Source organism: Hufsiella ginkgonis (genome assembly GCF_009834915.1).
Classification (GTDB): Bacteria; Bacteroidota; Bacteroidia; order Sphingobacteriales; family Sphingobacteriaceae; genus Hufsiella; species Hufsiella ginkgonis.
Genome location: NZ_WVHS01000006.1, coordinates 157,479 through 176,608 on the forward strand (window position 1 = coordinate 157,479; position 19,130 = coordinate 176,608).

Consider the following 19,130-nt stretch of genomic DNA (forward strand, 5'->3'; position numbering starts at 1 on the left):
CGGGTATGGAAACAAACCAAAAACCGGCGTTAAACAGGACCTGGATAGCCCTGTTATTGTATACCGTCTTTTCAGGAGTGCTGCGAAAGTGGTTTATTACCGGCGCCGCGGCCAAGAGTGCAATCTTCGCCGGCAATTTGCTGCTCCCGCTTGCCCTCCTGTATTTTTCGGGGAGAGATTACACCGGAAAGAAAACATTATGGGTAACCGGTATTGCTTACCTGTCAATATTAACCGGGCTGGCGTTCCATCCGCTGCAGGTAAGTATCTATCATGGTTTTTCCGGGATACTTATCCATGCGCTGTTCTGGACCATCCTGTTTGTTTACCTCAACCACCCGCAATTTCCTATTGAAGGGAGATATGCTTTCATTTTCATCGGACTTTGTCTCATCGAAACTGCGCTTGGCAGCATTCAATATTTCTCGCCCCCCGGATCGCTCATCAACCGGTATGCCGAGGGCGAGGGCGTGGGCGTGGTCGCTATGGCGGGGGCGTCGGTAAGAGTTACGGGAACCTTTAGCTATTTGGGAGGATTTAGCTCATTCAGCAGTTTTGCGGCATTTATTACGTGTTACTATATCAAAAGAAAACCAGGTAGCCCATTGATCCTGCCGCTACTGGTTACAGGAATTTATAATTGCCTGATCAGCGGCTCGCGGGCGGCACTATTGTTCTACCTGCTAACGATAACCGTTTTCCTGGTTACGGAAATTACTTTCACATTTTATCGCCGCCATATTGTCCGGCTAGTTACGTCGTCAGTAATACTCGCCCTGGTAAATTCCGCATTACTCGATCCGTTCCATATCCAGTATGCCGTAGCCGCGGGTTTTGACTCATTTAATACGAGAACATTAGCCAACCAGGATGAAGGCATTAATCGCATCATCAGCGGACCGCTTGAGCCGTTCACCAAGAAGTTTTCCTTTAAACTGGCCGGTATCGGCCTGGGAGCGACCTACCAGGGGGCCAACGCCGCCTTTGGCCGATCCCCGCTGCTTGCGGGTATCGGTTATGAAAATGAGTTATTCCGGCTTGTCGCAGAAGGTGGTATCGTGTTACTCCTGTTACGCTTCCTTCTGCTTGCTTACGTGTTGTCATTCTTCCGGTTTTCGTTCTTCTTCAAACTATATCTTTTCCTGGTAATTGGCATATACAGCTCGTTCGTGTTTAACATTTACGGCGGGATCTTTATTGCCTCCGGTCTTTGTCTCGTTAACCAGGCGTATCCTTATCCCCGGCGTTATGAAGTTTGATTTTATCCTGGTCCACCCTGGTACCCAACATGCGTACCAGCTCGCCAATGCGGCCTCTTATTCGGGACAGTTTAAACGCGTTTACCTGTTCACGGGATTCCTTATCCGGGATACCCATTTTCTATGCCGCTTCCCCCTGTTCAGGAAACGTGCGAAATCCATCACTCCTGGTGTCCGGGTTTATAACTTCCTGCTGATCGAGGCTTGTCTCCGGCTGCATAAGAAGATCAACGCGGCATTTTGTATTGGTAATAATGATCCTGATTACCTCTGGCAAATGGTATTTAACTGGTTAATGATCCCTGTTATCTGGTATCAGCGAAAATATTGTCTTCTTGCCCTTTTCGAAACAGCAGGCTGGCCGCTGGTTAAGTACGCCAGGCAATTCAGGATCCCGGTCATCATGGACTTTCCATCTATGAGCCACGAGGAAGCAGCTATCCACGGAATAGACGAGAGTGCGTTTGGGAAGATGGTGAAGCTGAAAGAACGGCAGCTGATCAGTTACGCGTTTTTCTGCTCGTCTCTTGCTAAGGCGTCTTACCAGGACCTGACGTCCGCGAAAAAAAGCTTCGTGATACCACCCGGGACCTACCGGCATAACGGCCCCGGGATGTTTATTCCCGAAAAGCGCAGCGAGCTCAAAATAGCCTGTATTGCCAACAATGAATTGCGCAAAGGGCTCGATACGCTGCTCCTGGCCTATAAGGAGCTGGATACACCCAAAAAGCTTTACCTGGTAGGTAAGATCAATAAACGATGGATAAAGCGATTTTGCATTAACCACCAGGTAGATCAGACCAATATTTACCTTACCGGGCCGCTCCAGCATAATGATGTTACTGCGTTCCTGCTCAACAAACAGGTCGACCTCCACATCCTGCCCAGCAGGTTCGACGCATTTGGAATGGTGGTCCCGGAAACTATGAGTTTAGGGATTCCCAACATCGTGTCCCGCAACGTTGGCGCCGGAGAGACATTACAGCATGGTAACAACATCCTTATCATGCCCGAAAATACGCCGGCTGCGCTTGCGAAACTGGTTAATTACTACCGGTATGCATCACCAGAAAGCAAGACGGCATTACGAAGACGGGTGCGCAGACAGGCGGAAGGCATGAGTTGGCAGGCCTACTACGAGCGAGTTGCGCAAGCCCTCACAATCATCCTGGAGGAACAGTCGTTATGAACCTCGCTTTTGTAGCTTCCCGGCCAACCCAGTTCGAAGCCCCGTTCTTCCGTTTTGTAGCTACGATAGAAACCGGTCACCATTTGCAGGTATTTTACCTCGATAGCGGCCTCGGCTACCGGGATCCCGAAACGAACTGCGTTGGTAACTGGGGAATCGATCTCTTTGCCGGCTATGATCATCACCTGCTTGACCCGGCAGATCCGATGCGGGATTTCGCCGGGTGGCTAAGTGCCGGGTTTGCCATGGTGATACTGAACGGTTACCAGGGAGCTTACGCGGATCTCGTCAGGCTATGCAGGCGGAACCATACACCGGCCGCACTCAGGCTTGATACTGTCCTGTTCAACAAATCACGAATTAACCTGCTCCTAAGGCGGTTGTTGCTCCCCCACGTTTACAGGCAATTTGATCACTACCTCGCAGCCGGAAACGCATCAAAAAACTATCTCGAAAAAATGGGGATTGCACATAACCTGGTTAACATATTCGGGTACTGCATCGATCATACCTTGTTCGCTTCAACGCAGCCTTCCCCGCATCCGCGTGATAAAATACCTGTCCTATTGGTGGTGGCAAAGTTCATCCCGCGCGAAAACCCGATGGAAGCCCTCATGGCATTTTGTGCATTAAACAGGAAAGATCTCAGGTTGATAATGGTTGGAGATGGCATACTTGGTCCTGCCCTTTCAGCCTATGCAAACAGGTTTCCGTGGCTCGATATCAGGTTCCCCGGCTACCTTCCCTACACGCAGCTGGCAGCGCTTTTTCGCGCAGCTACCATCTTTATCCACGCGGCGAAAGATGAGCCATGGGGCGTTTCGGTGCATGAAGCAATTGCCGGCGGGTGCCGGATCATTTGCTCAGACCGGGTGGGCTCGGCATACGACCTGGTAAAACAAGGCAAAAATGGCTTTATTTATCCTTCCGGAGATATAAACGCTTTAACACGTGCAATTCCCGATGCACTTAGCCTGGACAACAACCTGGTAGATGAAACGAACGCTGCAGTAATCTCAGCATGGAGTTATCTTTATATGTGGAACGAGCTTCTCTTAGCTGCCGCAAGGTGTACCGAAACGGGCTCAATCAGTCCTCGTCAAACCAACCCTCTGCTGGCGAAGGCCCTTCGAGCAGGGTATCGATCTCGCGGCGATCCTTTTTAGTCGGGCGTCCCGTTCCCCTGTCGCGGTTCAGCACCGGTGCATGGAACATGGACTTATACGATGCTGTTTCCTCCCGGGGAGTAATGTCCTCATAAAAAGTAACTGCTGTCCTGGCATCAACACGGCGTTCCAATAACCCGGTAACGCGGACAACTTTACGGTCCGGCCCTTTCTGAACGGAATAAACCTCCCCAAGTTTCACGATATGTGAAGGCTTTATTGTTTGTCCGCCGAGCTTTACCCTACCTGCTTTACAGGCATCGGTAGCCAGGCTGCGCGTTTTAAATGCACGGATCGCCCAAAGGTACTTGTCGATGCGTAATTTTTCTTTTTCAGACATATAGATAGGAACGTGGGAGCAAAAATCCTCAAAAAACGTTTACTTTGCCAAAAAAATTACAGAATGATTCAAGAGCTTAAACAACTGATAGAAGACGCGTGGGAAGACCGCAACCTGATTAACTTTAAAGAGTACCGGGATGCGATTGAGAGAGTGATTCAACATCTTGATAAGGGCGAAATTCGTGTAGCTGAACCTATTGGCGCGCGCTGGCACGTAAACGATTGGGTCAAAAAGGCAGTGATCCTTTATTTCCCAATCCGTGAGATGAAAGAAATAGAAGTTGGCCCCTTCGAGTTCCACGATAAAATGAAGCTAAAGACCGGGTATAAGAAACTTGGTGTACGGGTTGTTCCGCATGCGGTGGCACGATATGGGGCATTCCTTGCAAAAGGGGTGATCCTGATGCCATCATACGTAAACATCGGCGCTTACGTAGATGAGGGCACCATGGTTGATACCTGGGCTACGGTAGGTTCCTGTGCACAAATTGGCAAGAACGTTCATTTAAGCGGCGGCGTTGGCATCGGCGGCGTACTCGAACCCGTACAAGCATCCCCCGTGATCATTGAGGATAATTGTTTCATCGGCTCCCGCGCGATCGTGGTGGAAGGCGTACATGTTGAAAGTGAGGCGGTACTTGGCGCGAACGTAGTGCTTACCGCTTCGACCAAGATCATAGACATCACTAAAAATACCCCGGTTGAATATAAAGGGTTAGTGCCTGCACGTTCGGTAGTTATCCCCGGATCATACACAAAAACTTTCCCGGCAGGAGATTACCAGGTGCCTTGCGCACTTATTATCGGTCAGCGTAAAGAATCTACAGACAAGAAAACGTCTTTGAATAACGCGCTGCGCGAACACAATGTAGCGGTTTAATATGCACATAGGCTTTGACGGGAAACGGTTAATTAAAAACTTTACGGGCCTGGGAAACTACAGCCGATATGTTGTAGGACTGCTTCGTAAATCGTTTCCCGGCAATCGCCTGGTCATCTATTCCCCGGTCACTCCGGCGGCATCACTGCCGGGAAACCTGGCGGGAACGGTGGTGAGAACACCGTCTGTTCGTGCCGGCCGTTCACTATGGAGAAGCTTCGGCATCATCAAAGCCTTAAAAAGGGACAATCTCGATCTTTATCATGGGTTAAGTAACGAAATTCCGTTCGGGATGGCGTCCTCGGGAATCGCATCGGTGGTTACCATCCACGACCTCATCTTCCTGAAGTTTCCTTCCTACTACCCATACATCGACCGAATGATTTACCAGTTTAAAGTCCGTTACGCTTGCAAAGCCGCAAACAGGATCATCGCCATAAGTGAACAGTCTAAACGGGATATTACCAGCTTCCTGGGAACCCCTGCCGAAAAGATCGAGGTGGTATACATGAACTGCGACCCTATTTTTAAAAAGCTGTGGACACCGGAGGAAAAGTCGTCGCTGACCGCTAAGTATGGTTTGCCCGCACGATTTCTCCTGAATGTCGGCACGATCGAGGAACGCAAGAACCTGTTATTACTCGTAAAGGCTTTACCCCTGGTCGATAAAAACGTGCACCTGGTGGTTATCGGGAAAACAACCCCCTACACAGAATTGGTAAGACAGCACATTCGGGAAAACAGACTTGAAGCCCGGGTGCACTTTCTTAAAAACGTACCATTTGCCGATCTTCCGGGAATTTATCAGCTGGCGGATATTTTCATTTATCCATCCCGTTACGAAGGGTTCGGTATCCCGGTGGTGGAAGCGATTCAATCGCAGGTGCCTGTAATTGCCGCTACGGGCTCGTGCCTGGAAGAAGCCGGCGGACCGGGCGCATTGTATACCGATCCCGATAATTTTCCACAACTTGCAGAGCTGATCAATTTAGTTATCAACAACCCGGGTAAGCGGGCAGAAATGATCGAAATGGGTAAGAAACATGTCGAAAACTTCGAAGACGACAGGATCGCAGGAAGGATCATGGAAGTGTACCAAAAAGCAATCAACGATGTTAAATGACGAAGTAAACAAGACCCTTGAGGTGCTGAAAAGTGGCGGGATCATTCTCTACCCAACAGACACGATCTGGGGATTAGGTTGTGACGCTACGAATGCCGCAGCGGTAGAGAAGATCTTCAGGCTTAAAGGCCGCGACAGTGGAAAAAGCATGATCATACTGCTTGATGATGTTAATAAACTGGATAGCTATGTCCGTGATGTCCCCGAAATTGCCTACGACCTGATCGAGTATTCCGAACATCCGTTAACCATCGTGTACTCGGGGGCCAAAAACCTGGCGCCGAATGTGGGACATTCAGACGGCAGCATCGGGATCCGTATCGTAAAACACAAGTTTTGTGCAGAGTTGATCAAGCGATTTCGTAAGCCGATCGTTTCTACATCGGCAAACATCAGTATGCAACCCTCTCCGGCCAACTTTATGCAAATAAGCGACGACATCATCAACGCTGTAGACTACGTGGTCGATCTCGAGCAGGATGACCTTACCCAAAAACGATCCTCTATCATTATGAAGCTGGAACCCGGAGGCCAATTTTCATTTATCAGACGATGAAACAACACCTCCGTGATCCCATATTTTCCAGGTTATCAGGCCTCGCAGACAGCCTTGCTATCGAGGTATATGTGATTGGCGGGTTCGTTAGAGACCTTTTTCTTAACCGCCCATCCAAAGACATTGATATCCTGGTAATAGGAAACGGAGTAGATTTTGCCGAGGCGGCGGCTGCAATGCTGCATACAAAGGTATCGGTATTCAAGAACTTTGGAACCGCTATGCTTCACTACCATGGCCTCGAGATCGAGTTCGTTGGCGCACGTAAAGAATCATACCGCTCTGAATCACGCAAGCCCATTGTAGAATCCGGCACCCTGCAGGATGACCAGAACCGGCGGGATTTTACCATGAATGCACTTGCAATTTCGCTTAACAGTGCATCCTTCGGAAAATTACTCGATCCGTTTAACGGACTGGAAAACCTGCAATCGGGATTAATAAGAACTCCTTTGCCGCCCGCGGAGACCTTTTCCGACGACCCTTTACGGATGATGCGCGCCGTTCGCTTTGCATCACAATTAAATTTTACCATCGTTCCTGAAGCGATAGAAGCGATAAAACTGAATCTCGATCGGCTTAAAATAGTATCGAAAGAACGGATCACCGACGAGCTCAACAAGATCATTTTATCGCCGAAGCCGTCTGTGGGGTTTAAGTTGCTGTTCGATACAGGGTTGCTTCATGAATTCTTCCCGCAGATGACCGCACTCTACGGGGTAGAAATCATTAACGGTAAGGGGCACAAAGACAATTTTTACCATACGCTCCAGGTGCTCGACAATGTGGCCGAAAAAAGCGGCGACCTGTGGTTACGCTGGGCCGCAATCCTGCACGATATCGCAAAACCCGCCACGAAAAAATTCGACGGCCGGCACGGATGGACTTTTCACGGACACGAAGATAAGGGAGCGAGAATGGTGCCGCACATCTTTACCCAGCTAAAACTCCCGCTTAACGAGAAAATGAAATTCGTGCAAAAGCTGGTGCAGTTACACCTGCGCCCAATTGTACTTGCACAGGAGATTGTGACTGATTCCGCCGTTCGCCGGCTTTTGTTCGATGCAGGAGAAGATACTGAAAGCCTTATGATGCTTTGTCATGCAGACATCACCACCAAAAACGAGTATAAGATCAAGAAGTACCGCCAGAATTTCCAGTTGGTGCAACAAAAGCTGAAGGATGTTGAGGAACGCGATAAGGTGAGGAACTGGCAGCCTCCCATTACGGGAGAAGACATTATGCAGACTTTCGGGATCGGCGCCGGGAAAGAGGTAGGGATACTCAAGAATCACATCCGCGAAGCGATACTCGAAGGCGAGATTCCCAACAATCGTAAAGAAGCGTACGAATATCTACTGCTGAAAGGAACGGCTATCGGCCTGTCTCCTGTTCAGAATTTAATAATTGATTGAAACTTATCCCGCATAAGAACGTTATTTTTACTTAAAATTTCAATCAACGATATAAAATATATTAGCGCAATGGCAATTTACAGGTTTAGGGTCTCTTTTGAGGATTATGACGATATTATCAGGGAGATTGATATAAAATCAAACCAAACTTTCGAGGATTTGCATTATGCCATTCACAAAAGTACCGGGTACGCCCCCTCTCAATCCTCCTCCTTCTATGTAAGTAACGACCAGTGGCTTAAAGGAGATGAGATCGCGTTTTTACCGTCACAGCGAAAAGTTAACGCGGGCATCGCCTTGATGGAAAAATCTAAACTAAGCAGCTTTATAGACGATCCGCACCAAAAATTTTACTATACCTACAATTTCGAACGTCCTTACGATTTTCATGTTGAATTGATCAAAATTCTGCTGGATGATGAAAAAGGGAAGGAGTATCCCAGCCTGTTCAAAAGCATTGGCGATGCCCCGAAACCAGCCTCTGCCGGGGTCCCGGTCGCCGCAGCCGCACCAGAAGGAGATGATTTCGACTTCCTGAATGACCTGGAATACGCGCCCGAAGACGCTGATGACCTGGAGGAAGTAGACGAGGTAGATGACCGTGCAGTAGCGCCGGCAGACCATGAAGAAGAGGAAGAAGAAGACAAGGACGAATTCATGGATGAATTTTCAGACAATGAAGGCTACGATAAAGACGACATGCACTCCAAGGACGATTATTAGCCAGGAGTCCGGATGCCCGGTGAAAAGAAATTAATTGTGGTGGCAGGGCCTACTGCCATCGGTAAAACCAGCCTGGCCATACAGCTCGCACAGCAGTTTGATACCGATGTTATTTCGGCAGACTCCCGGCAATTTTTCCGGGAAATGTCTATTGGTACAGCCAAACCATCCGGCCCGGAGTTAACGGCCGTAAAACATCATTTCATAGATTCCCACAGCATTCACGAATCTTTTTCAGTTGGCGATTTCGAAGAACAGGGACTTCAATTACTGGAAGAACTATTCAAAAACAAAGATATCGTTATTCTCGCCGGCGGTTCCGGGCTGTATATTGACGCTATTTGTAAAGGCTTCGACGATCTTCCCAAACCCGGGAAAGGCATAAGAGAGGAGCTTAACTCCCAATACGCCGCCGAAGGTTTGGATCCATTATTACAGGAACTCGAAAATGCCGACCCGGAGTACTTCAGCCTGGTCGATAAACATAATCCGCAACGCATTATCAGGGCACTGGAAGTCTGGCGGTCGACAGGTACACCTGTTTCTGCATTGAGACTTAACCAGGGGAACCTGCGACCTTTCTCCGTCATCCACATTGGCCTTACGCTGCCACGAGAGGTATTGTATGAACGCATAAACCTCCGCGTCGATCAAATGGTCTGCGATGGCCTCATCAATGAAGTGACCCGGCTGCTGCCGTATAGATCGCTCAACGCACTTAATACCGTTGGGTACAAGGAAATATTTGAATACCTTGATGGATATGTTTCACTCGACGAAGCGATCAGCCTCATTAAACAAAATACGCGCCGGTTCGCAAAACGACAACTAACCTGGTTCAGGAGAAATGATAAAATCACGTGGTTTGAACCCGGACAATTACCGGAAATACGTTCATTTTTAGAAAAAGAGCTTATCAGGCCTGGGCGGTAGGTCCGCCGAAATTCAATGGCAACCCCGGTCCGCCGTCCTGGACACGGATACGCCCGTTTACGGTTTCGAACTTCTCTATGTTATCATCTAAAGCCATCAGCAATCGCTTGGCATGCTCCGGGCTGAGAATAATTCGCGACTTTACTCTAGCTTTGGGAATCCCCGGCATTACGCGAATGAAATCCAGTACAAACTCCGTATTGGAATGGGTGATAATGGCCAGGTTTGAATAAATACCGTCTGCTATTTCCTCGGAAAGCTCTATGTTCAGTTGGTTGTCTTGTGGTTCTTCCATGGTTGTATGTTAATATCAGCCTGTAAAGCTTTAGTTTTTAAAATTTATGATTGCAAGTACTGCATCGATAATGGCAAGGAACTGGACCAGGCCCATTATATAAATAGACCTGGTAAGTCTTATCTCCAGGTCATGGGAATTTTGCTTAAGCTCAGTAATGTCTGTTTTTGTTGCCAGCGTCTCCTTTCGCTTATTAAATTCTCCGCTCACTTCCGTTCGTACAAAAGTGATGAGATCTTCGGCTGCTTTTTCACCAAGTTTATTTTTCAAAAGCATAAATAACTGTAATTCTGAAACCATCACGTTACTATTATACCTCAAATATACTATTTTTTAAATAATGGTTAATAAACTTTTTAATTTAATTATTATCTGATAAAATAAGAAAGTCCCTCCTTAACTGGAGGGACTCACTTTATTTTGACAAGCTCTGGTTAAGCAACTATTCTACGAATTCTCGCCGATAGTAACTTTTCCTGGAAACTATGCTTCAGCTTCTTCTTCCTGTTTAGAAGCCAACAGCCTGTCGTACTCTTCCTGCGAACCAACAATGATGCGCTCGTAGCTGCGGAGACCTGTTCCTGAAGGAATCAGGTGACCAACAATTACGTTTTCTTTCAGGCCTAACAGGTTATCACGTTTCCCGCTGATGGCGGCTTCGTTCAACACTTTGGTAGTTTCCTGGAAAGATGCCGCAGAGATGAACGATTTCGTACCTAACGATGCACGGGTGATACCCTGCAGGATCGGGCTGGATGTTGCAGCGATTGCATCGCGGGCTTCCACCAGTTTCAGGTCCTTACGCTTCAGGATCGAGTTTTCGTCTCTTAACTTACGCAGCGACACTATCTGACCCGGTTTCAGGTTAGTAGAATCACCCGGCTCGGTAACCACTTTCTTATCGTAGATATCGTCGTTCTCCAGCATAAAGTCCCAACGGTCAACAGAATCCTTCTCAAGGAAACGGGTATCGCCCGGATCTTCGATCTGTACTTTCTGCATCATCTGGTGCACGATCGTTTCGAAGTGCTTATCGTTGATCTTTACACCCTGGAGGCGGTAAACCTCCTGGATCCCGTTCACCAGGTATTCCTGTACTGCGGCAGGTCCTTTGATAGAAAGAATATCTGCAGGAGAAATAGAGCCGTCTGATAATGGCATACCCGCTTTCACGAAGTCATTATCCTGTACGAGGATATGTTTAGAAAGAGGCACCAGGTACTTCTTGATCTGACCGTCTTTCGACTCGATCGAGATTTCGCGGTTACCACGTTTCACACCACCAAGTGTTACTACTCCGTCGATCTCGGTTACTACCGCAGGATTTGAAGGGTTACGTGCTTCGAAAAGCTCGGTTACACGCGGAAGACCACCTGTAATATCCCTTGTTTTTCCTGTAGAGCGTGGGATCTTGGCGATTACAGCACCAGGTTTTAATTTTTCATTCTCGTCAACCGCAATGTGGGCACCTACCGGGATGTTATATCCCTTAATAAATTCGCCCTTATCTACAATCCTGATCACAGGGTTTTTAGTCTTATCACGGGTATCGATGATCACTTTCTCTTTGTGACCGGTCTGATCGTCAGATTCTTCACGGAAAGTCACCCCTTCAATGATCGCTTCGAACTCCGCTTTACCACCAAACTCGGAGATGATCACCGCATTGTACGGATCCCAGCTACAGATCCTGGTGCCGCGTTCTATCTGCTGACCTTCTTTCACATACAGGTATGAACCGTAAGGAATGTTGTTGGTCATGATCACCTTATTGGTGTTTGCCTCGAGGATACGGAACTCGCCCGAGCGCCCAAGTACCACTTCCACCGGACCCTCTTCGGTTTCGAAAGGCACCGTACGGATGTTTTCAAACTCGATCACCCCATCAAACTTGGCGTTGATCACAGACTCAGCCGCAATGTTAGAGGCAGTACCACCCACGTGGAAGGTACGAAGTGTCAACTGTGTTCCCGGCTCACCGATCGACTGTGCGGCAATTACGCCCACTGCCTCACCTGCCTGAACACGTTTACCTGTCGCCAGGTTACGTCCGTAACAAAGTGCACAAACACCACGTTTGCTTTCGCAAGTCAGTACGGAACGGATTTCGATACCTTCAAGCGGCGAGTTCGCGATCGCGTGCCCGATATGCTCCTCAATGTCATGCCCGGCCGCAACCAGTAACTCGTTAGTAAGCGGATCGTATACGTCGTGCAGGGAAGTTCTTCCCAGGATACGCTCATAAAGCGGCTCAACGATGTCTTCGTTATCTTTTAGCGCAGTGGTAAAAATACCTCTTAAGGTACCGCAATCTGTTTCTCCGACGATCATATCCTGTGCAACATCATGTAAACGACGGGTCAGGTAACCGGCATCGGCCGTTTTCAACGCTGTATCCGCGAGACCTTTACGCGCACCGTGGGTAGAGATAAAGTACTCGAGTACCGAGAGGCCTTCCTTAAAGTTAGAAAGGATCGGGTTCTCGATGATTTCCCCGCCGGAACCGGACTTCTGCGGCTTAGCCATCAGGCCACGCATCCCGCAAAGCTGACGGATCTGCTCTTTGGAACCACGCGCACCCGAGTCGAGCATCATGTATACCGAGTTGAAGCCCTGGTTATCGTTAGACAGGATATCCATTACATTGGCGGTAAGCCTGTTGTTGATACGTGTCCAAACGTCGATGATCTGGTTGTAACGCTCGTTGTTGGTAATGAAACCCATGTTATAGTTGTTCATTACTTCCTCCACTTCTTTCGAAGCCTGGCCGATCAGCGTAACTTTTGCTTCAGGAATGTTAAGATCCAGCAGGTTAAACGAAAGACCGCCGCGGAACGCCATCTGGAAACCTAATTCCTTAATATCATCAAGGAACTGGGCCGCACGTGCCATCCCGGTATTTTTCACTACTTCACCAATAATGTCACGGAGTGATTTTTTGGTAAGAAGTTCGTTGATATATCCTACTTCTTCAGGAACGTGCTGGTTAAACAACACGCGGCCTACCGTGGTATCGATGATCTTGCTCACGATAGAACCGTCTTTCTCCTTGATCTTGCCTTTCACTTTAATAAAGGCATGGAGATCGATCATTTTCTCGTTATAGGCGATGATCACCTCTTCCGCAGAATAGAATGTTTGGCCCTGGCCTTTTACTACGCGTCCGGCATCCGTTTTCCGGCCTTTGGTAATATAGTATAAGCCAAGAACCATGTCCTGTGAAGGAACGGTGATCGGCGTACCGTTGGCAGGGTTCAAAATATTATGAGATGCCAGCATCAGCATCTGGGCTTCCAGGATAGCGGCGTTACCTAACGGCAAATGCACGGCCATCTGGTCACCGTCAAAGTCGGCGTTGAACGCGGTACAAACCAATGGGTGGAGCTGGATGGCTTTACCTTCCACCAGTTTCGGCTGGAAAGCCTGGATACCCAAACGGTGAAGCGTAGGCGCACGGTTTAACAGGACCGGGTGCCCTTTCAGCACATTTTCAAGGATATCCCAAACTAATGGATCTTTGCGGTCAACGATCTTTTTAGCAGATTTTACCGTTTTAACCACTCCTCTTTCAATCATCTTACGAATGATGAACGGTTTGAACAGCTCAGCGGCCATATCCTTTGGTAAACCGCACTCATGCAGCTTCAGGTTCGGTCCGACGACGATTACGGAACGGGCAGAATAATCCACACGTTTACCTAACAAGTTCTGGCGGAAACGCCCCTGTTTACCTTTCAGGATATCAGAAAGCGATTTCAACGCCCGGTTGCCTTCGGTTTTAACGGCGTTCACTTTACGTGAGTTATCGAACAGCGAGTCAACCGCCTCCTGGAGCATACGTTTTTCGTTACGTAAGATCACTTCAGGTGCTTTGATCTCAATCAGTCTTTTCAGACGGTTGTTACGGATGATCACACGACGGTAGAGGTCATTTAAGTCAGAAGTCGCAAAGCGACCACCTTCCAGGGGAACCAGCGGACGGAGCTCAGGCGGAATCACCGGAACGATCTTTACGATCATCCACTCAGGGTTATTTTCGATCCTTGTTTTCGCACCGCGGAAGGCTTCTACCACCTGCAGACGTTTCAACGCCTCATTTTTACGCTGCTGCGAAGTCTCGTTGGCAGCCTGGTGACGCAGGTCATAAGACTGCTGATCAAGGTCAAGGCGCTTTAACAGCTCCTCGAGGGCATCAGCGCCCATCTTGGCGATAAATTTCTGCGGATCTTTATCGTCAAGGTATTGGTTTTCTTTAGGAAGGGTATCCAGGATATCGAGGTATTCTTCTTCCGTCAGGAAATCCATTTTAGATATCCCGTCGGTTTCTTTGATACCTGCCTGGATCACCACATAACGTTCATAATAAATGATCAGGTCGAGTTTCTTGGTAGGCAAGCCTAACAGGTAACCGATCTTATTGGGAAGTGAACGGAAATACCAGATGTGCGCGACAGGAACCACCAGGTTGATGTGTCCCATACGCTCGCGCCGTACTTTCTTCTCTGTCACTTCCACCCCGCAACGATCGCAAACGATCCCTTTATAACGGATCCTCTTGTACTTACCGCAATGACATTCGTAATCCTTCACAGGACCGAAGATCCGCTCGCAGAACAAGCCGTCGCGCTCGGGTTTGTAAGTACGGTAATTGATCGTCTCAGGTTTTAAAACCTCACCGCTCGAACGCTCCAGGATCGACTCCGGCGAAGCCAGGCTGATCGTGATCGATGTGAAGTTACTCTTGATTTTATTATCCTTTTTATATGACATAGCTCTTTTATGTTATACGTTGGACGTTAGACGTTATACGTGCAGCCGGAGCGTACAACGTATAACGTGAAACGTAAAACCTATTAATCTAACGTGATATCTAATCCCAATCCTCTCAACTCATGAACCAATACATTGAATGACTCAGGAACTGACGGCGTCGGCAGGTTCTCACCTTTAACGATCGCCTCGTAAGTTTTGGCACGACCTACCACGTCATCGGATTTAACGGTAAGGATTTCCTGCAGGATGTTGGCAGCACCGAATGCTTCGAGTGCCCAAACCTCCATCTCACCAAAACGCTGACCACCAAACTGTGCTTTACCGCCCAACGGCTGCTGTGTAATAAGCGAGTACGGCCCGATAGAACGTGCGTGCATCTTATCGTCAACCATGTGGCCCAGTTTCAGCATGTAGATAATACCTACGGTGGTTGGCTGGTCAAAACGCTCGCCGGTTAATCCATTGTACAGGTATGTTCTTCCGGATGTCGGTACTTTCGCTTTGGAAACCCATTCTTCCACTTCTTCGTGGGATGCCCCGTCGAAGATCGGTGTGGCGAATTTAATTCCAAGCTCTTTACCGGCCCAGCCCAATACGGTTTCATAGATCTGCCCAAGGTTCATACGGGAAGGTACGCCCAACGGGTTCAGCACGATATCTACCGGCGTTCCATCTTCCAGGAACGGCATGTCCTCGTCTCTTACGATACGGGCCACAATACCTTTATTACCGTGGCGACCGGCCATTTTATCGCCCACTTTCAGCTTACGCTTCTTAGCGATATACACCTTAGCCATCTGTACGATACCTGATGGAAGTTCGTCACCCACGCTGATTGCGAACTTGTCACGCTTATAAGCACCCAGCTCTTCGTTAAGCTTGATGTTATAGTTGTGCAGCAGCAGCTTGATTAACTCATTCTTGTCATCATCTGTGGTCCATTTCGAGGGATTGATATTTGCATACTCCAGGTCGGTCAGGATCTTCTGCGTAAATTTCACGCCTTTGGCTACCAGCAGCTCGCGATAAACGTTGTATACCCCCTGGGAAGTTTTACCGTTTACAATGGCGAACAGCTTATCAAGCAAAGATTCTTTTAACGCTTTAACTGCTTTATCGTGCCTCGAATCCAGTTTCTCCAGGGCCGATTTCTCTTCCGCCTTAGTGGTTTTCTTAGCACGTGAGAACAGCTTAGTATCGATTACCACACCGGCGATAGAAGGGGGAGTCTTTAACGATGCGTCCTTCACGTCACCTGCTTTATCACCAAAGATGGCACGAAGCAATTTTTCTTCCGGTGAAGGATCTGACTCGCCTTTTGGCGTGATCTTACCGATCAGGATATCTCCTTCTTTTACTTCAGCCCCGATGCGGATAATACCGTTCTCATCCAGGTCTTTGGTAGCTTCTTCGGAAACGTTCGGGATATCCGGCGTAAGTTCTTCTTCACCGCGTTTAGTATCGCGTACTTCAAGCTCGAACTCCTCGATGTGCAGCGAAGTAAAGATGTCTTCACTTACCACACGCTCGGAAATCACGATCGCATCCTCGAAGTTGAAACCCTGCCATGGCATGAACGCCACTTTCAGGTTACGGCCAAGAGCAAGCTCACCGTCCTGGGTAGCATATCCTTCACAAAGCACCTGCCCTTTCTGAACCTTCTGTCCTTTACGAACAATCGGTTTCAGGTTGATACAGGTACTCTGGTTGGTTTTCTTGAATTTTGTCAGCCTGTACGATTTCACTTCTCCGTCGAACGAAACCAGGACATCATCCTCGGTCCTTTCGTAACGGATCTTGATCTCGTTCGCATCCACATACTCAACCACACCGTTGCCCTCTGCATTGATCAGGGTCCGTGAGTCACGTGCAACGCGACCTTCCAGTCCTGTACCAACGATCGGCGCCTCCGGGCGCAGCAGCGGAACCGCCTGGCGCTGCATGTTCGATCCCATCAATGCACGGTTAGCATCGTCATGTTCCAGGAACGGGATCAGCGAAGCCGCGATAGAAGTGATCTGGTTAGGTGCGACGTCGATCAGGTCAAGCTTAGTCGGCTCGATAACCGGGAAGTCGCCCTCGAAACGTGCTTTAACGCGTGGTGTTTCAAATTCTCCCTTATCATCATATACCGCGTTTGCCTGGGCGATGGTTTTTCCGTCCTCGTCTTCTGCCGAAAGGTAGATTACGGGTTCTTCAACCACTACTCTCCCGGTATCAACTTTACGGTACGGAGTTTCGATAAATCCCAAGTTGTTGATCTTGGCATGTACGCAAAGCGAAGAGATCAAACCGATGTTCGGTCCCTCCGGCGTTTCGATCGTACAAAGGCGACCGTAATGTGTATAATGCACGTCACGCACCTCGAAACCTGCACGTTCACGTGACAGACCGCCTGGCCCGAGGGCCGACAGACGACGCTTATGCGTGATCTCCGCCAGTGGATTCGTTTGGTCCATGAACTGTGATAACTGGTTTGTTCCGAAGAACGAGTTGATCACAGAAGAAAGCGTACGTGCATTGATCAGGTCGGTCGGTGTGAACACCTCATTGTCGCGGATGTTCATACGCTCGCGGATGGTACGCGCCATACGGGCCAGCCCGACGCCGAACTGCGCATATAACTGCTCACCCACCGTACGCACACGACGGTTTGACAAGTGATCGATATCATCCACCTCAGCTTTTGAGTTGATGAGCTTGATCAGGTATTTCACGATCGCGATGATATCCTGCTTGGTCAACACCTTGGTTTCGTAAGGCGTGTCCAGTTTCAGCTTGCGGTTGATCCTGTAACGGCCTACGTTTCCGAGATCGTATCTTTTATCTGAGAAGAATAAACGATCGATGATACCGCGCGCAGTTTCTTCATCCGGTGGTTCCGCATTACGTAACTGGCGATAGATATGCTCAACCGCTTCTTTTTCAGAGTTCGATGTATCTTTTTGAAGGGTATTATAGATGATTGAGTAATCAGCATTGTTAGCTGCATCATCTTTTGTAAGGATCACCGTTTTAACGCCGGCGTCAACAATCATATCGATATGATCGTCTTCCAGGATCGTTTCACGCTCGAGAATGATCTCGTTACGGTCAATCGACACCACCTCACCGGTATCTTCATCTACGAAATCCTCTACCCATTTTTTAAGCACCCTTGCAGCAAGCTTACGGCCAACAAATTTCTTGAGACCTGATTTGCTCACTTTCACCTCATCGGCAAGTTCAAACAGCTCGAGGATCTCCTTATCCGAATCATACCCGATCGCGCGCAGCAAGGTTGTTACCGGGAATTTCTTCTTACGGTCGATGTAAGCGTACATTACGTTGTTCACGTCAGTCGCAAACTCTATCCACGACCCCTTGAAAGGGATAACACGCGCAGAATAGAGTTTGGTGCCGTTGGTGTGGCGGCTCTGGCCGAAGAACACACCCGGCGAACGGTGCAGCTGCGATACAATTACACGTTCAGCGCCGTTTACTACGAAAGTACCTTTAGGGGTCATATAAGGTATAGTACCCAGGTACACGTCCTGCACGATCGTTTCAAAGTCTTCATGCTCTTCGTCGTTGCAGGAAAGGCGCAGCTTAGCTTTTAACGGAACGCTGTAAGTGAGACCACGCTCAATACACTCCTGGATGTCGTAACGCGGCGGATCGATAAAATAGTCAAGAAACTCTAAAACGAAGATGTTTCTTGAGTCGGAAATCGGGAAGTTCTCAGCGAAAACTTTAAACAAGCCTTCCTGGTGGCGATTATCCGAAGTTGTTTCCAGTTGGAAGAACTCCCTGAAAGATTCTAACTGCACATCCAGGAAGTCAGGATAGTCGATAACGTGCCTGCTGGTTGCGAAGTTCACTCTTTCGTTCTGAATATTTTTGTTTGCCAAGGGAATAAGATTTTAGTTTAAATAAACTGTGACTTGTTTTGCCGCATGTGCGGCATTGTAAGTCAAACAAAAATGGGCATTATACAAACGGCAATAGACCCCGGTGAAAACCGGAGTCTAAGCCATAGTTTATTGAGCTTGGATAAGCTTATTTGATCTCAACAACAGCTCCTGCTTCTTCTAACTGTTTCTTCAGGCCTTCTGCTTCGTCTTTAGTAACACCGGCTTTAAGCTCTTTTGGTGCACCGTCAACAAGTTCTTTAGCTTCTTTCAGACCTAAGCCAGTCAGGTCTTTTACCAATTTAACAACCGCTAATTTAGCGCCGCCAGCTTCTTTCAGGATCACATCAAATGTGGTCTTTTCTTCAGCAGCAGCAGGTGCTTCAGCAGCAGGAGCAGCAGCTACAGCTACAGCAGCAGCAGCAGGCTCGATGCCATATTCGTCTTTAAGGATTTGAGCGAGCTCGTTAACTTCTTTTACTGTTAAGTTTACTAATTGCTCAGCAAACGATTTTAAATCTGCCATTTTATTTAAATTTTAATTTTTTTACGTTTTGTGTTTAATATCGGAGCTTTAAAGGTGCCC

15 protein-coding genes are annotated in these 19,130 nt (G+C 48.3%); 9 read left to right on the forward strand and 6 right to left on the reverse strand.

The window, feature by feature from the left end; genetic code table 11:
• Positions 1-5 precede the first annotated feature (5 nt).
• From GS398_RS21230 to GS398_RS21240, 3 genes are read left to right on the forward strand one after another with little or no spacing between them, the layout of a single operon-like run.
• Entirely contained in the window at positions 6-1,259 is a 1,254-nt protein-coding gene (locus GS398_RS21230; protein WP_160908848.1) for a hypothetical protein, read from the forward strand.
• A complete protein-coding gene (locus GS398_RS21235) occupies positions 1,249-2,448 on the forward strand; it encodes a glycosyltransferase family 4 protein (RefSeq protein WP_160908849.1) in 1,200 nt (399 codons plus the stop codon). The genes GS398_RS21230 and GS398_RS21235 overlap by 11 nt, the downstream gene beginning before the upstream one ends.
• Positions 2,445-3,614, forward strand: coding sequence for a glycosyltransferase (locus tag GS398_RS21240; protein ID WP_160908850.1), 1,170 nt, complete (start codon positions 2,445-2,447; stop codon positions 3,612-3,614). Before GS398_RS21235 ends, GS398_RS21240 begins: the two co-directional genes overlap by 4 nt.
• Here GS398_RS21240 and GS398_RS21245 read toward each other — a convergent pair.
• Entirely contained in the window at positions 3,538-3,954 is a 417-nt protein-coding gene (locus GS398_RS21245; RefSeq protein ID WP_160908851.1) for an RNA-binding S4 domain-containing protein, read from the reverse strand. The genes GS398_RS21240 and GS398_RS21245 overlap by 77 nt on opposite strands.
• Before the next feature lie 63 nt (positions 3,955-4,017).
• On the opposite strand from GS398_RS21245, the gene GS398_RS21250 reads away from it, so the two are divergent.
• The 6 genes from GS398_RS21250 to miaA all read left to right on the forward strand — a co-directional run bounded on the left by GS398_RS21250 (position 4,018) and on the right by miaA (position 9,586).
• Positions 4,018-4,836, forward strand: coding sequence for a 2,3,4,5-tetrahydropyridine-2,6-dicarboxylate N-succinyltransferase (locus tag GS398_RS21250; protein WP_160908852.1), 819 nt, complete (start codon positions 4,018-4,020; stop codon positions 4,834-4,836).
• Between the two features lies 1 nt (position 4,837).
• On the forward strand, positions 4,838-5,959 hold the full coding sequence (locus tag GS398_RS21255; protein ID WP_160908853.1) for a glycosyltransferase family 4 protein: 1,122 nt from the start codon (positions 4,838-4,840) through the stop codon (positions 5,957-5,959).
• Complete coding sequence (locus tag GS398_RS21260; protein ID WP_160908854.1) at positions 5,949-6,515, forward strand: L-threonylcarbamoyladenylate synthase; 567 nt, start codon at positions 5,949-5,951, stop codon at positions 6,513-6,515. Before GS398_RS21255 ends, GS398_RS21260 begins: the two co-directional genes overlap by 11 nt.
• Positions 6,512-7,930 carry a CCA tRNA nucleotidyltransferase gene (locus GS398_RS21265; RefSeq protein WP_160908855.1) on the forward strand — a complete coding sequence of 473 codons (1,419 nt, stop codon included), beginning with the start codon at positions 6,512-6,514 and terminating at the stop codon, positions 7,928-7,930. Before GS398_RS21260 ends, GS398_RS21265 begins: the two co-directional genes overlap by 4 nt.
• Positions 7,931-7,999: 69 nt before the next feature.
• Entirely contained in the window at positions 8,000-8,653 is a 654-nt protein-coding gene (locus tag GS398_RS21270) for an IS1096 element passenger TnpR family protein (protein WP_160908856.1), read from the forward strand.
• Positions 8,654-8,665: 12 nt separating this feature from the next.
• Positions 8,666-9,586: a tRNA (adenosine(37)-N6)-dimethylallyltransferase MiaA gene (gene miaA / locus GS398_RS21275; protein WP_160908857.1), complete on the forward strand. Its 921-nt coding sequence runs from the start codon at positions 8,666-8,668 to the stop codon at positions 9,584-9,586.
• On the opposite strand, the gene GS398_RS21280 is transcribed toward miaA, so the two are convergent.
• From GS398_RS21280 to rplL, 5 genes are all read right to left on the reverse strand, one after another.
• The gene (locus GS398_RS21280) at positions 9,570-9,881 is read right to left on the reverse strand and encodes a DUF3467 domain-containing protein (RefSeq protein WP_160908858.1); all 312 of its coding nucleotides are present in this window, start codon (positions 9,879-9,881) and stop codon (positions 9,570-9,572) included. The two genes, miaA and GS398_RS21280, sit on opposite strands and share 17 nt — an antisense overlap.
• A 30-nt stretch (positions 9,882-9,911) precedes the next feature.
• A complete protein-coding gene (locus GS398_RS21285) occupies positions 9,912-10,151 on the reverse strand; it encodes a hypothetical protein (RefSeq protein ID WP_160908859.1) in 240 nt (79 codons plus the stop codon).
• A 213-nt stretch (positions 10,152-10,364) separates the two neighbouring features.
• Positions 10,365-14,651, reverse strand: a complete 4,287-nt coding sequence (gene rpoC, locus GS398_RS21290) for a DNA-directed RNA polymerase subunit beta' (protein WP_160908860.1) — start codon at positions 14,649-14,651, stop codon at positions 10,365-10,367.
• 83 nt (positions 14,652-14,734) lie between these two features.
• The gene (gene rpoB / locus GS398_RS21295) at positions 14,735-18,544 is read right to left on the reverse strand and encodes a DNA-directed RNA polymerase subunit beta (protein WP_160908861.1); all 3,810 of its coding nucleotides are present in this window, start codon (positions 18,542-18,544) and stop codon (positions 14,735-14,737) included.
• Positions 18,545-18,692: 148 nt separating this feature from the next.
• Entirely contained in the window at positions 18,693-19,070 is a 378-nt protein-coding gene (rplL, locus tag GS398_RS21300; protein WP_160908862.1) for a 50S ribosomal protein L7/L12, read from the reverse strand.
• Positions 19,071-19,130: the final 60 nt, after the last annotated feature.

Excerpts from the sequence above, each read along its gene's own strand:
- GS398_RS21230 (WP_160908848.1), top strand. The coding sequence starts at position 6 with ATGGAAACAAACCAAAAACCGGCGTTAAACAGGACCTGGATAGCCCTG.
- GS398_RS21235 (WP_160908849.1), top strand. The coding sequence starts at position 1,249 with ATGAAGTTTGATTTTATCCTGGTCCACCCTGGTACCCAACATGCGTAC.
- GS398_RS21240 (WP_160908850.1), top strand. The coding sequence starts at position 2,445 with ATGAACCTCGCTTTTGTAGCTTCCCGGCCAACCCAGTTCGAAGCCCCG.
- GS398_RS21245 (WP_160908851.1), bottom strand. The coding sequence starts at position 3,954 with ATGTCTGAAAAAGAAAAATTACGCATCGACAAGTACCTTTGGGCGATC.
- GS398_RS21250 (WP_160908852.1), top strand. The coding sequence starts at position 4,018 with ATGATTCAAGAGCTTAAACAACTGATAGAAGACGCGTGGGAAGACCGC.
- GS398_RS21255 (WP_160908853.1), top strand. The coding sequence starts at position 4,838 with ATGCACATAGGCTTTGACGGGAAACGGTTAATTAAAAACTTTACGGGC.
- GS398_RS21260 (WP_160908854.1), top strand. The coding sequence starts at position 5,949 with ATGTTAAATGACGAAGTAAACAAGACCCTTGAGGTGCTGAAAAGTGGC.
- GS398_RS21265 (WP_160908855.1), top strand. The coding sequence starts at position 6,512 with ATGAAACAACACCTCCGTGATCCCATATTTTCCAGGTTATCAGGCCTC.
- GS398_RS21270 (WP_160908856.1), top strand. The coding sequence starts at position 8,000 with ATGGCAATTTACAGGTTTAGGGTCTCTTTTGAGGATTATGACGATATT.
- miaA (WP_160908857.1), top strand. The coding sequence starts at position 8,666 with ATGCCCGGTGAAAAGAAATTAATTGTGGTGGCAGGGCCTACTGCCATC.
- GS398_RS21280 (WP_160908858.1), bottom strand. The coding sequence starts at position 9,881 with ATGGAAGAACCACAAGACAACCAACTGAACATAGAGCTTTCCGAGGAA.
- rpoC (WP_160908860.1), bottom strand. The coding sequence starts at position 14,651 with ATGTCATATAAAAAGGATAATAAAATCAAGAGTAACTTCACATCGATC.
- rplL (WP_160908862.1), bottom strand. The coding sequence starts at position 19,070 with ATGGCAGATTTAAAATCGTTTGCTGAGCAATTAGTAAACTTAACAGTA.